Consider the following 13585-nt stretch of genomic DNA (forward strand, 5'->3'; position numbering starts at 1 on the left):
CCAGTAATCTCTTCAGGCTTGAATTTTTAAATTTTATAACCATCAATTCTATTTAAAGACCTGCGGAATGTGGGTTATAAGTTTGCGATCGGCCTGCTTATTTATCAATAATCGGATGAAAACCCCGCAAATGCGAGAGCGGCGAATAAAAGTAGCGATCGGTTTTAACCAGACTTGTTATTAATATCTTGACATTTTGAATGTAGATTAGATAAGATTTTCAGACAGACCAAAATAAAGGAAGTGTTGAAAGTTTCGGACACAATTAGCTAGGCGATGTGCGCCGAGATTCTAACTAGGTAAAGGGTGAAACTAAATTTCCTCATAAAACTGTTCTGACACTATTTTTAGGTTCAAAATAATAGCCGATGGAACCAACAGACTGGGACAAGAGAATTAAAAGTTTGGACAAGGAAAATCGAAGCCTGCGGGAAAAACTAGAAAAATCGGAAACCGAACGCAGCCAATTACAAGCCCTTAATCAAAAAAAAGAATCTTTGCTAAAAAAGCTCACTGAGGAATTTAGAGATTCCGAAAATATTTTAAAAGCAAGAATATCTACACTAGAAAAAGCTCTCTTAAACCAGCAAACAACGCATATCAAATTAATCGAAGCCGAAAAAATGTCGGCTTTGGGCATTTTGGTAGCTGGTATTGCCCACGAAATCAACAATCCCGTCAACTTCATCTACGGCAATATTACCTATGTCAATGATTACGCTGGCGACATTTTAACATTGCTAGCAATGTACCAGGATAGGTATCCCGAAACAGATGCAGAGATTGAAGATTTTCTGGAAAAAATTGACATCGACTTTTTGCGCGAAGATTTGTTGAAAACTCTTTCGTCAATGAAAGTGGGCTCCGAGCGCATCCGCGAAATTGTGTTGACTTTACGCAACTTTGCGCGGGTAGATGAAGGTGAAAAGAAACCAGTTAACATTCACGAAGGAATTGACAGCACATTGTTAATTTTGCAGCACTTAACTAAAGAAAAACCCGGTCATTCGGCTATAAAACTTATTAAAAATTATGGATATTTGCCCAAGATAGAGTGTTATGCTGGGCAATTAAATCAGGTGTTTATGAACATCATTAATAATGGTGTTGATGCCCTGCGGGAGCGAGAGCAAAACTCTTCAATGGACGAGATAGAAGCCAACCCTATCCAGATGGTAATTACTACTTCTATTATTTCCGAAAATTGGGCAAGAATTAGCATCAAAGATAATGGTCGGGGAATGAATGAATCTGTAAAAGCGAAAATCTTTGATCCGTTTTTCACCACCAAACAAGTTGGTCACGGGACGGGTTTGGGATTGTCAATTAGCTATCAGATTGTTGTGGACAAACACGGCGGGAGGTTGGAGTGCATCTCCGCAATTGGAGAAGGGACTGAATTGGTGATCGAGATTCCGATCGCCAATTTCCGCAGCTAAGATCGATCGATCGAGCTAAACTGAGGGATAATGAAAACTCCCTTTGACTGCGGCTCCTCCTAGTTTGATGTGCAACCCTATGTCTACTGTCACTTTTGGTTTGTCAACCCCTATAGCGGCAGAGGCCGGGGCATCCTACGGCAGCAGCGAACCGCCACAGCGCCCCACCGTGCGGGCAGAGTGGATCGAGGTGTTGGTGGACTCTCCTTTTAGGAGTGCGGGGGACTCTCCTGGGGAGGAAAACAAATTATTTACTTATCGCTTACCTGCGGAACTTACCGTGCAACCAGGGGATATTTTGAGTGTACCCTTTGGCAGTCAACAGGTAGGCGCGATCGCGATTCGATTCATTTCTCAACTGCCGCCCGACTTAGATCCCACAAGGGTTAAAGATGTCGAAGATGTGGTAAGTGCGGGTTTTTTCCCACCGACTTACTGGGAATTGCTCGATCGCACTGCCACCTATTATTGCACACCTTTAATTCAAGTAATTAGAGCCTCGCTGCCGCCCGGTTTGTTAAGCCGTTCCGTGCGCCGAATTCGCTTAATTAAGGACGCAATTTCTCCGAATGCCGAAACATTTCTCAATCCCGCAGCCAATCAAATTTTGCAATTGCTGCAATCTCAAAAAAACGGCGATTACACTTGGAAATATCTCCAGGGGCAAGTCAAGGGAAGCTATCGGGGATTGCGAGATTTATTGAAACGCGGTTGGGTAGAAAGTTATTTAGAACCGCCCCATCCTCCCAAACCACAACTTAAACCTGCCGTGACATTAATTGCTAGTGCATTTGTCACAGATTTAACCAAGCGCCAACAAGAAGTATTGGAAGTGTTGCGCCGGGGTGGCGGTGAAATGTGGATGAATGATTTACTGAGAATTTGCAGCGCAAGTTCTTCGGTTGTCAAAAAAATAGAAGAAAAAGGCTGTGTTGTTATAGATCAAAGGGAAGTGCTCAGGGGCGATCGCGGCATTGCTCAATTGCCCGATTCACCCAAAACTTTAACTCATTTTCAAGCTGAAGCTTTAGGGTTTATTAACTCTTTTTCGGGATTTCGTCAAGTGCTGCTGCACGGCGTTACAGGTTCCGGGAAAACCGAAGTGTATTTGCAGGCGATCGCCCCAATCTTAGCCAGCGGCAAATCCGCCCTCGTACTCGTTCCCGAAATCGGCCTCACACCGCAACTTACCGATCGATTCCGCGCCCGTTTTGGGGAGCAAATTTGCGTCTACCACAGCGGCCTATCCGACGGCGAACGTTACGATACATGGCGTCAGATGCTGACTGGAACACCGCAAATTGTCATCGGCACGCGATCGGCCATTTTCGCACCTTTACCTCACCTCGGCTTAATTATCCTCGATGAAGAACACGACAGCAGCTTCAAACAAGACCAACCAGCCCCCTGCTACCACGCCCGCACCGTTGCCAAATGGCGCGCCGAATTAGAAAATTGTCCCTTAATTTTAGGTTCCGCAACGCCAGCTTTAGAGACTTTGGTGGGGACGCGCCGAGATTATTACTCGTTACCAACTATCCATTATTTATCATTGCCCGATCGCATTTATTCCCGCCCTATGCCGCCTGTGGAAGTAGTCGATATGCGCCAAGAATTGCGGCAAGGAAACCGCTCGATTTTCAGCGCTTCCCTGCAAAATGCGCTGGAACAATTGCAAGCAAGACAACAGCAAGGTATTCTATTTATTCACAGAAGAGGACACAGTACCTTTGTCTCTTGTCGAAGTTGCGGCTATGTGATGGAATGCCCGAACTGCGATGTTTCCCTGTCTTATCACCACGTCGGCGAAGGAACAGCAGAAATATTGCGCTGTCACTACTGCAATCACACGGAACGACACCCCCAAAACTGCCCGGAATGCAGTTCTCCTTACTTCAAAAACTTTGGTAGTGGCACTCAACGAGTCGAACAGGAATTAACGAGATTGTTTCCAGAATTGCGGGCAATTCGGTTTGACAGCGATACTACTAGAAATAAGGGCGACCACCGCAGATTGTTAACGCAATTTGCCAATGGGGAAGCTGACATTTTGTTGGGTACGCAAATGCTGACGAAAGGATTAGATTTAGCTGGAGTCACATTAGTGGGAGTTGTGTCTGCTGACGGGTTGCTGAACTTATCAGATTATCGGGCCAGCGAACGAGCTTTTCAAACATTAACTCAAGTGGCGGGCCGTGCGGGCAGAGGCGACGATCCGGGGCGCGTAATTATTCAAACTTACACTCCCGAACACCGGGTTATTCAAGCAGTGAGGCGGCACGAATATGCAGGTTTTGTGGAGACGGAATTGGCGGAAAGGGCGGCGCTGAATTATCCACCTTCGGGGCGGCTGATTTTGTTGCGATTGAGTAGTGTAGATGCGGCAGAAGTGGCGGTGGCGGCGGTACAATTGGCGTCTGTTTGTCAGGAGTATATCGATCGATTGTCTGTACCGGGATGTGAGTTGTTGGGGCCTGCACCTGCGGCGATTATGCGGGTGGCAAATCGGTATCGATGGCAGATTTTGCTGAAGTTGCCTTTGGATGAGTCGGTGGATTTGTCGGATTTGATCGGGTTGCGCGATTCCCTTCGGGATAGCTTCGCTTCACGCACGCCGCGTTCTGTTAGTTTAATTATTGATGTCGATCCGTTGAATTTTGGTTGATTGGTTGTGGAGAAATGCGATCGGGCACAGGAGAGGGCGGGCACGGGGGCACCGCCCCTACGATTATTTTGGGGTAGGGAAACGGCACTGCCGTGTCCTCGATCGTGTCAACAAGGGCGTTAAACCCTCAGTCCGGCAGGGGTTGAAACCCCTGCCTCAAAGCGAAAGTCCTCTTAAGAGGACTGAGAAAAAGACTTGTAAACTCATTAGTCCTCTTCAGAGGACTTTAGCTATTAGACAGGGAATTCATTCCCTGGCGGACTGCCGGGTAGGCGGGAGGACTGATGGACTAAAAGCTTAAGTTGACACCAATGAGCACTGCCGTGTCCCTACTGTAAATCCTACAAACTAAGGCAAATCTGTCTCGCCCATCAGATAAAGGTCGCACTCCCGCGCCACGCCGCGCCCTTCGTTAATCGCCCAAACAACCAAACTTTGTCCCCGGCGACAGTCACCAGCCGCGAAAACTCCCGGAATGCTGGTTGTATATTTTTCGTGCTCGGCTTTCACATTGCTGCGGGCGTCGCGTTCCAATCCCAGCGCATCCAGCAAGGGCTGTTCCGGGCCGAGGAAGCCCATCGCTAGCAACACAAGCTGCGCCGGCAACACTTTTTCCGTGCCCGGGATTTGCTTCGGAATAAACTGCCCTTTCTCGTTTTTCGCCCACTCCACCTCAACGGTGTGCACGGCTTTGACATTGCCGTTTTCGTCGCCCTCGAACTTTGTCGCCGTGGTGAGATAGCCGCGGGGGTCGTCGCCGAATTTGGCTGCTGCTTCTTCTTGGCCGTAGTCGAGGCGGTAGACTTTTGGCCATTCCGGCCAGGGATTGTTGGCCGCCCGTTCCGATGGCGGTTTGGGCAGGATTTCTAGCTGTACCAGGCTTTTGCAGCCGTGGCGGATGGAGGTGCCCACGCAGTCGGTGCCGGTGTCGCCGCCGCCGATGATCACGATATCTTTGCCTTCTGCAGAGATGAAGTTGCCGTTTGTACTCTTGTCTAAAACTGCTTTGGTGTTCGCAGTCAAAAAGTCCATTGCGAAGTGCACCCCTGTTAATTCCCGGCCGGGGATGCCCAAGTCGCGGGGTTTGGTGGCGCCGGTACAGAGCACAACGGAGTCGTATTCTTTTAGCAGTTGTTCGGCTGGTAAGTCTTTGCCGACTTCGGTGTTGCAGACGAATGTCACGCCTTCCTCTTCGAGGACTTTCAGGCGGCGCATTACGACTTGTTCTTTGTCTAGCTTCATGTTGGGGATGCCATACATTAGCAGGCCGCCTGGTCGATCGGCTCTTTCGTATACTGTTACCCAATGACCGGCTTTATTGAGTTGCGCGGCGGCGGACAAACCGGCGGGCCCGGAACCGATGACGGCGATTTTTTTGCCGGTGCGTTTGGCTGGCGGTTCCGCAGTAATCCAGCCTTCATCCCAGCCTTTGTCGATAATCGAGGCTTCGATGTTTTTAATCGTGACTGGCGGGTTGTTGATGCCGAGCACGCAAGCGCCTTCGCAGGGTGCGGGACAGACGCGGCCGGTGAATTCCGGGAAGTTGTTCGTTTTGTGGAGTCTGTCTAGGGCCTCTTTCCAGAGTCCGCGATATACTAGGTCGTTCCATTCGGGGATGAGGTTGTTAATCGGGCAGCCGCTTGCCATGCCGCTGATAATTGTGCCCGTGTGGCAAAACGGAATGCCGCAGTCCATGCAGCGCGCGCCTTGGGTGCGGAGTTTGTCCTCATCCATCGGTAGGTGAAACTCGTCCCAGTTGTGGACTCTCTCGACTGGTGAGAGCTCGGAGGGTAATTCGCGCAAGAATTCGATAAAGCCTGTTGGTTTTCCCATAGTGGTGTTCTGGTTAGAATTTACTATTCTGGTAGTTTGTCAAAGCTGAAGCCTGTATGCTTCTGAACTAACTATTGTCATATAAATTGTGGGCGATCGCAGTTCAGATTGAGCAATTTGTACATGAAATCTTTAATATCGCCGGGAGTCGGGGAATTGTCGGCAGCGGTAAAATATAGATATATCGACCGCAAAGAAATTGGGTTTTTTACGGGGATTAAAGGTTTTAAAGGTGATGATGCAGTATTTTCGTCCCTCAAACCCAGTTTCTGCGTAATTTCAGCATGGCTTATTCTCCGACGATCGCATTTACGGCTACAGCCACATCTGGAAACCCTTGCGGGTTAACTCAGACGGCCCGCCAGCGTCTACTTTCAAGCGCCGTCCCCATCAGGAGGGCTCGAAATACAATACAAAAAGTTACAGGCCTTGCCAAATATTAATTTCAGGATATACTACTGTAAATCGGTCAGATATGTGGAGTTAATACCATCAACTCCTAAAATAGGTACACAAAGTCATGAGCATTACAATTGAGAACGTATCGAAACACTTCGGCTCCTTCCACGCCATTGACAACGTGAGTTTGAAAATAAAAAACGGCTCTCTAGTCGCGCTTTTAGGGCCTTCCGGTTCGGGGAAATCGACTCTGCTGAGGATGATTGCCGGACTCGAACCGCCGGACACGGGTCATATTTACTTGATCGGCGAGGATGCTACTCAGCAGTCGGTGCAGGAACGGCATATCGGTTTTGTGTTTCAGCACTACGCTTTATTCAAACACATGAGCATTCGGAAAAATATTGCTTTTGCGATGGAAATTCGCAAAGTTCCTAAAGACTCTATTCGCAGGCGGGTTGATGAACTGTTGGATTTAGTGCAGTTGACAGGTTTGGGCGATCGCTATCCTTCGCAACTTTCCGGGGGCCAGCGGCAGCGGGTGGCTTTGGCCAGAGCTCTAGCAGTTCAACCAAAAGTGCTGCTGCTAGACGAACCTTTTGGAGCATTAGATGCTAAAGTCCGCAAAGAATTGCGATCGTGGCTGCACAACCTTCACAAAGAAGTTAACATCACCACAGTTTTTGTGACTCACGACCAAGAAGAAGCTATGGAAGTAGCCGATGAAATTGTGGTAATGAACAAAGGTAGAGTCGAACAAATTGGCACTCCTGCTGAAATTTACGACAAACCGGCGTCAGCTTTTGTGATGAGTTTTATTGGGCCGGTCAATGTGCTGTCGAATACTGCGGGTTTGTTCGCCAGCAACGCCACAACGCCTCGCCATAATGGCGCCGCTCATTCGGACGTAGTGTTTTTGCGCCCCCACGACGTGGAAATTAAAACTAAGCCGGAGTCTGGTTTTTCATTAGCAAAAGTCAGTCGCATCATTCATTTAGGGCGGGAAATACAAACCGAGTTAGTATTAGAATCAGAGCAGGTAGTAACAGCTTACGTGAGTCGCGAGCGCTTCGATTCTCTACAGTTAACGCGAGATCAGCAGGTTTACGTCAAGCCCAAACACGCAATGACTTTCCCTGCTTATTCAATTTAAATCAGCGGCTGCATCTTACTCAAAATACTATCGGGGAGCTTTTACAAAACACTGCTCCCCCGTCGTTACCAGGCTCGTGCCTGGTAATGCTGTCTCGTGGCTGTAAATGGGAGGTGCTTCCTCCTGAAATTCATTCCCAAGCTGTGACTGGGAACGATAAAAAAAGGTCAGCTAAGAATATGAATGCTAACAAATGGTTGAACTTAGGAACTAGGGCTTTACTTGGTTATCGCCGCCACATCCAGGCAGGATTAACACTTTGTGCAGGATTGGGACTGTCTGCGATCGCCTCTTCAGTTGCGTACAATTGGGAATACAAATCCATGCAAGCCGAACTGCAAGAGCGACTGGACAAAATAGCTACAGACATTCAGAGAGATGTTAGCGGCAATTTAGAAATAATTCGGGCTGCTGGAGCATTTTACAGCGTATTTGACGGCGTAAAAAAACCAGAAATTAATACATTTGTTGGTACTGCCCTGTACCGCCATCCGAGCCTGAAGGCGATCGCTTGGCTGCCCCGTATTTCTGACTCTCCGCAATTCCTGACTGATGAAATAGATTTAAGTTTAGATTTAACTGCCAATCGGGGAGCGTTAGAAAAAGCCACAAAAAGACAAGAAATAACCGCGACTGAGCGCCAAAAATGGTCTTCACAAAATCAACCCACCGTCTTCGTCTTCATGCCAATTTTTGCTCTAAATTCGGCTGACGATGGCGCCGAATTGCCGCAGAATTCACCTACTCTGCCACCAAAAAAATTGAAAGGTTTTACTTTTGGCGTTTTGCTAGTTGATGCTATTGTCAAATCGGCTTTACAGGAAACTAACCTCAACTTTGTTAACGTTTATCTTCAAGATGCTATGGCTCCTGAAGCCGAAAGATTTCTTGCGTTTTATGAAGCCAAGACAAAAAGGATAATTACCGATGAAAAAATTAAAAATAACATCCAAATTGGGGAAAGAGCTTACTGCCCGGATGGCAGCAGTTGCACCCGCATTCTCAATATTGAAAATCGCAGGTGGTTGCTGCAATTACGGCTAACGCCAGAGTACATTAATCCTCTAAAATTTTGGCGTTCTTTGACTGTTTTAATTTTTGGGACAATCTTAACTTTGGTGGCGAGCCTTTACCTGATGAGCTTGTTAACTTATACCGAAAAAATTGAAAAAATCGCAGCAGAACGCACGGCGAAATCTCAACAGTTAGAGCAAACTTTGCAAGAGTTGCAACAAACTCAAGCTCAACTGATTCAGCAGGAAAAAATGTCTAGTTTGGGTTTATTAGTTGCTGGTGTCGCCCACGAAGTTAATAATCCTATTAATTTTATTTACGGCAATATCCACCACGCCAGGGCATACACTAGCGATTTGTTAGGCTTGGTAAAGCTCTACCAAAAACAATATTTACACCCTCCATCGGAAATTTCCGAGTATTTAGAAAAGATTGACTTTGACTTTCTCAGCAAAGATTTGCCACAACTGCTGTCTTCGATGAAAATAGGAGCCGATCGCATTGTTCAAATAGTTCAATCTTTGCGGAATTTCTCTCGCTTAGACGAAAGCGAAATGAAACCTGTCAACATCCATGAAGGCATTGATAGCACTCTGCTAATTCTGCAAGGTCGCCTGAAATCTACAGCCGATCGCCCGGCGATCGAGATTGTTAAAAACTACAGCAATTTACCTTTAGTAGAGTGCTATGCCGGACAATTAAATCAGGTGTTTATGAATATTCTGGCTAATGCGATCGACGCCCTCGATAGTTACAACCTCGATCGCGGGCCCGAAGCAGCGAAAGCTAATCCGATCGCGATCGCCATAACCACAGAATATTCAAGTACCGACAAAATAATTGTGCGGATATCTGACAACGGCCCCGGTATGCCAGAAAATGTCAAAAAACGCCTGTTTGACCCGTTCTTTACAACTAAACCGATCGGAAAAGGGACGGGATTGGGACTGTCAATCAGCTATAAAATTGTCGTAGAAAAGCACAAGGGTACGCTGCGCTGCGATTCGACACCGGGATTGGGGACGGAATTCTCGATCGAGATTCCGCTGCGGCAAGAAGTCAGACAAGCTGTACCGTTTGTTTCGCGGAAAATATCGGAGGCAGCTTAGAAAGGGCTGGGGAAGGAAAAATTTTTTTCCCATTAACTACTGTAATTCGGTCGGGTTATAGTATTATATGTAATAATGCCACAACCAATACTGCTTTATGCAGTTTAAACCGTGGGCACTGCCGATACTGTATAACCCAAACACGGCGAGACTAAATATGTTCAGTGACTTGCAAATTATTTACGAACGCGACCCCGCGGCGCGCAACTGGCTGGAAGTATTATTTTGCTATCCCGGACTGCAAGCACTTTTTTTGCACCGGACAGCAAACTGGCTTTATTCCGCTGGCTTGCCGTTTGTCCCGCGCTTGATTTCCCAACTGAGTCGGTTTTTAACAGGTATTGAGATCCACCCAGGTGCGAAAATTGGTAGGGGCGTGTTTATCGACCACGGCATGGGGGTGGTAATTGGCGAAACTGCGATCGTTGGAGATTATGCTGTAATTTATCAAGGAGCGACCATTGGCGGCACGGGCAAAGAAATAGGAAAACGGCATCCAACGCTGGGAGAAAATGTAGTGGTAGGAGCCGGTGCTAAAGTTTTAGGCAATATTCAAATTGGCAATAATGTTCGGATTGGTGCGGGTTCGGTCGTGCTGCGGGATGTCCCTAGCGATTGCACAGTTGTGGGAATTCCCGGTCGCATTATCTCTCGGAAAAAGCAGGTGGAAGATGCTCTAAATTCTCAAGGTCTACCGGATTTGGAAGCTCAAGCGATTCGAGCTTTGTTCGATAGAATTAAGGATTTAGAAGAGCAGGTTGCTTTTTTAAAATCTCAATTATCTCCGCTCAAAACAACTGAATCAGAGCCAGCAGAAGTCGAAAAACATGAATTATTTCTGTCTTCTGATTTATTCATTACACAGTTTTTAGACGGTGCAGGAATCTAGTAAAGCTTTAATTAATATAGATTTTTGCCAGCCACACAATCCTGCTGCCATTGGACAAACTAACTTTTATTCTTTCAGTAACTGGCTATGACTATTGCTTCTCTTTCCACTAAAACTTTTGATGAAACGAGCAGACATATATTTCCTCGCCGCTCGCACTTGCCCAACAGAAGCAATGCTCTGTGGCGAATTGAAACTGGAGTAGTGCGAACTGTAACGTGGCTTGAAGATGGCACAATTATCACCTTGGGATTGTGGGGACCTGGTGATACGATCGGCAAACCGATATCAAAATGCGATCCTTTTCAAATTGAATGCCTCACTAAAGTGGAGGCCATTTTACTATGTGGCGAGCGCTGGCTAAATAGAGATATTTTGCTCACTCACATTCAGCAGGCTGAAGACTTTATGGTAATGCGAGGTTACAAAAGAGTTGATTTTATGCTCTATCAACTATTAACTTGGCTGGCTAAGAGGTTTGGTTCTGAGGTAGAGCAAGGACATCTAATCGATATGATTTTAACGCATCAGGATATTGCAGAAATCATCGGTACAAGTCGCGTAACTGTCACTCGCACCCTCGGTCATTTTGAGCAGCAAGGCTTGATCGATCGTCTGCCGCTCCACCGGATTATTCTACAACCTTCCGAGGTGTGGCACTACGAAATATAATTGGCGTTTATTAAATTTTATCATCCAGTGGTCAATAAGTTCAAAAGCAAGGGTGACGATCGCACTTGCTTTTTTCTTGCTATTGATTTCTTTCTTCTCACTGCCAACAGATGCGATATCTCGCACCTGTTGGCAGCCCTTAAGTAGGTGAGTATGAACTCATATGTTGCACCATTCTCAATTAACCTTTTATGAACAGGCAAGATGCCTGTTCCACAAGAAAATCTATTCTTTGTGGAACAGGCATCTTGCCTGTTGCTGACAATGGTGCAATCTCTCAGTATGAATCAACTTAACGATGACACAGCATATATCCGCCTACCTACTTAGCAGTTACTTCAAGGGGGCGGTATTGCCTCTAAAATACTCGCTCCCTGCAACATTTGAGACTTTCCTGATCTACCCGCTTCTGGGTGTTCCCAAGACGGTGCAAAGGGCGGAACCAAGAAGGGGCAAGCTTTCCACCCACCCTGTACCCCCACGCCGAGCATCAGGCAGTTTCCGCCCCTGTGTCCGTGCTGCTCGTAATACCGACAGTGCCGACAGCTTAAACCTAAATTTACGTTGCTCACGGGATTTCTCCAACCGTTTTTGTAATAAAAATATACTAACACCTGTACATCTACCGGAATTGTGTACTATGATATAATGTACAATTTAAACTCGATCGCCAGTGGGGAATGTGGAACTATCTTCTAGAGTACAATATGCCCTGTTAGCCCTCTTGGAACTGGCGAGCCACTACCCGAAGGATTCGCCCCTAACAGTAAACGAACTTACTGCTTCTCAAGACATACCGGAACGCTATCTAGACCAAATTCTTGCCGTGCTGAGGCGTGCAAGTATTGTCCAGAGTTTGCGGGGTGCTAAAGGCGGTTATTTGCTGGCGAAAGAGCCTTGGCAGATTACTTTGCTAGAGGTGTTTTCGACACTCGAAGGTGACGGCAGCGGTCAGACTCAAAAAGTTTCGGAATCTGTAACAATAGAAAAAACTGCGGTGCTAGAAATCTGGCAGGAAGCTCAACAGGCATCTTGGGCTGTTTTGGGGAAATACACATTACAAGATTTGTGCGAACAGCGGGATGTTCGCAAACAAGCACATCCCATGTACTACATTTAAGGGGAGAGAAATTCAGCCATGAGAATTGCTAAGGATGTTACAGGAATAATTGGCAGAACTCCTTTAGTTCAGCTCAATAAAATTCCCCAAGCCGAAGGAGTAGTTGCTCAAATTGTGGCAAAATTGGAAGGGATGAATCCGGCTGCTTCGGTGAAAGATCGGATTGCAGCGAGCATGATTCAGGCAGCAGAAGATGCGGGGTTAATTCAACCGGGAAAAACTATTTTAGTTGAACCGACTTCAGGCAATACTGGAATTGCTTTGGCAATGATCGCGGCGGCGAAAGGGTACAGTCTGATTTTAACTATGCCGGATACGATGAGCACCGAACGCCGATCGATGCTGAAAGCTTACGGAGCTCAGTTGGAATTGACGCCCGGACATGAAGGGATGTTAAGCGCGATCGCCCGTGCGGAAGAAATTGTAGAAGAAACCCCCAATGCTTTCATGCTGCAACAGTTTCGCAACCCCGCTAATCCAAAAATTCACCGGGCAACGACGGCCGAGGAAATTTGGGAAGATACAGAGGGTAAAGTAGATTTTTTAGTTGCTGGAGTTGGCACCGGCGGTACGATTACTGGAGTTGCTGAGGTAATTAAACAGCGGAAACCGAGTTTTAAGGCGATCGCAGTTGAACCCGCCAGCAGCCCCGTGCTTTCTGGAGGAAAATCTGGTGCTCACAAAATTCAAGGGATTGGTGCAGGATTCATCCCGGAAGTTTTGAAACCAGAGTTAATTGATGAAACGATCGCAGTTAGCGACGCAGATGCGATCGCCTACAGTCGCCGACTAGCCAGAGAAGAAGGATTGTTGTCAGGAATCTCAGCAGGCGCCGCTTTGTGTGCCGCAATTCAAGTCGGCAAGCGGCCCGAAAATGCTGGAAAATTGATAGTTTTTGTGCAGCCTTCATATGGCGAACGCTACCTCAGTACAGCCTTGTTCAAAGATTTAGAGTTGCCGACTATCCGCGAACTCGAATCATTAGTCAGCAATTATTAAATTGTAGTAGGGGCGAGCGTCATTACTGCGACATTGCTATCAGCTTAACCCGAAAGACCGCCAGGGAATTAATTCCCTGGCTCAAAGCGAAAGTCCTCTGAAGAGGACTATTAACTCATTAGTCCTCTTCAGAGGACTTCAGCTTTGAGGCAGGGGTTTAAACCCCTGCCGGACTGCACCGAAAGCGCATATTTTTTGACAGCAATACTCCTGACCCAGGGCAAACGCATCTAAATTGCCGGGAGAATAGTAGTAGTGTTTTGAGGAATAGCCACCGCTATCGGCAGTCAAAT

At 46.9% G+C, this 13585-nt stretch carries 12 protein-coding genes; 10 read left to right on the plus strand and 2 right to left on the minus strand.

Annotation, left to right across the window (positions count from 1 at the left end; all coding sequences use genetic code 11):
- The first annotated feature begins 368 nt into the window (after nt 1-368).
- Entirely contained in the window at nt 369-1439 is a 1071-nt protein-coding gene (locus QUB08_RS29960; protein WP_333229694.1) for an ATP-binding protein, read from the plus strand.
- A 79-nt stretch (nt 1440-1518) separates the two neighbouring features.
- Nucleotides 1519-4104, plus strand: coding sequence for a primosomal protein N' (gene priA / locus QUB08_RS29965; RefSeq protein ID WP_333229696.1), 2586 nt, complete (start codon nt 1519-1521; stop codon nt 4102-4104).
- 348 nt (nt 4105-4452) lie between these two features.
- Here the strand turns inward: priA and gltD are convergent, their stop codons facing one another.
- Nucleotides 4453-5937, minus strand: coding sequence for a glutamate synthase small subunit (gltD, locus tag QUB08_RS29970; protein WP_333229698.1), 1485 nt, complete (start codon nt 5935-5937; stop codon nt 4453-4455).
- Nucleotides 5938-6060: 123 nt separating this feature from the next.
- Here gltD and QUB08_RS29975 point away from each other — a divergent pair, with 123 nt between their 5' ends.
- The 6 genes from QUB08_RS29975 to QUB08_RS30000 all read left to right on the plus strand — a co-directional run bounded on the left by QUB08_RS29975 (nt 6061) and on the right by QUB08_RS30000 (nt 11503).
- Nucleotides 6061-6285, plus strand: coding sequence for a hypothetical protein (locus QUB08_RS29975; protein ID WP_333229700.1), 225 nt, complete (start codon nt 6061-6063; stop codon nt 6283-6285).
- 172 nt (nt 6286-6457) lie between these two features.
- Complete coding sequence (locus tag QUB08_RS29980; protein WP_333229702.1) at nt 6458-7489, plus strand: sulfate/molybdate ABC transporter ATP-binding protein; 1032 nt, start codon at nt 6458-6460, stop codon at nt 7487-7489.
- A 179-nt stretch (nt 7490-7668) separates the two neighbouring features.
- Nucleotides 7669-9612, plus strand: a complete 1944-nt coding sequence (locus QUB08_RS29985; protein WP_333229704.1) for an ATP-binding protein — start codon at nt 7669-7671, stop codon at nt 9610-9612.
- A 157-nt stretch (nt 9613-9769) separates the two neighbouring features.
- Nucleotides 9770-10501: a serine O-acetyltransferase gene (cysE, locus tag QUB08_RS29990; RefSeq protein ID WP_445300970.1), complete on the plus strand. Its 732-nt coding sequence runs from the start codon at nt 9770-9772 to the stop codon at nt 10499-10501.
- Between the two features lie 87 nt (nt 10502-10588).
- A complete protein-coding gene (locus QUB08_RS29995) occupies nt 10589-11173 on the plus strand; it encodes a Crp/Fnr family transcriptional regulator (RefSeq protein ID WP_333229707.1) in 585 nt (194 codons plus the stop codon).
- Between the two features lie 204 nt (nt 11174-11377).
- Nucleotides 11378-11503, plus strand: coding sequence for a hypothetical protein (locus QUB08_RS30000; protein ID WP_333229709.1), 126 nt, complete (start codon nt 11378-11380; stop codon nt 11501-11503).
- A gap of 8 nt (nt 11504-11511) precedes the next feature.
- Here QUB08_RS30000 and QUB08_RS30005 read toward each other — a convergent pair whose 3' ends face one another.
- Nucleotides 11512-11745 carry a hypothetical protein gene (locus QUB08_RS30005; RefSeq protein WP_333229711.1) on the minus strand — a complete coding sequence of 78 codons (234 nt, stop codon included), beginning with the start codon at nt 11743-11745 and terminating at the stop codon, nt 11512-11514.
- 110 nt (nt 11746-11855) lie between these two features.
- On the opposite strand from QUB08_RS30005, the gene QUB08_RS30010 reads away from it, so the two are divergent.
- On the plus strand, nt 11856-12293 hold the full coding sequence (locus QUB08_RS30010) for an Rrf2 family transcriptional regulator (protein ID WP_333122066.1): 438 nt from the start codon (nt 11856-11858) through the stop codon (nt 12291-12293).
- 18 nt (nt 12294-12311) lie between these two features.
- The gene (gene cysK / locus QUB08_RS30015) at nt 12312-13292 is read left to right on the plus strand and encodes a cysteine synthase A (protein ID WP_333229713.1); all 981 of its coding nucleotides are present in this window, start codon (nt 12312-12314) and stop codon (nt 13290-13292) included.
- Nucleotides 13293-13585 lie beyond the last annotated feature (293 nt).

The sequence above is a fragment of the Microcoleus sp. BR0-C5 genome (assembly GCF_036705045.1).
Lineage (GTDB): Bacteria > Cyanobacteriota > Cyanobacteriia > Cyanobacteriales > Microcoleaceae > Microcoleus.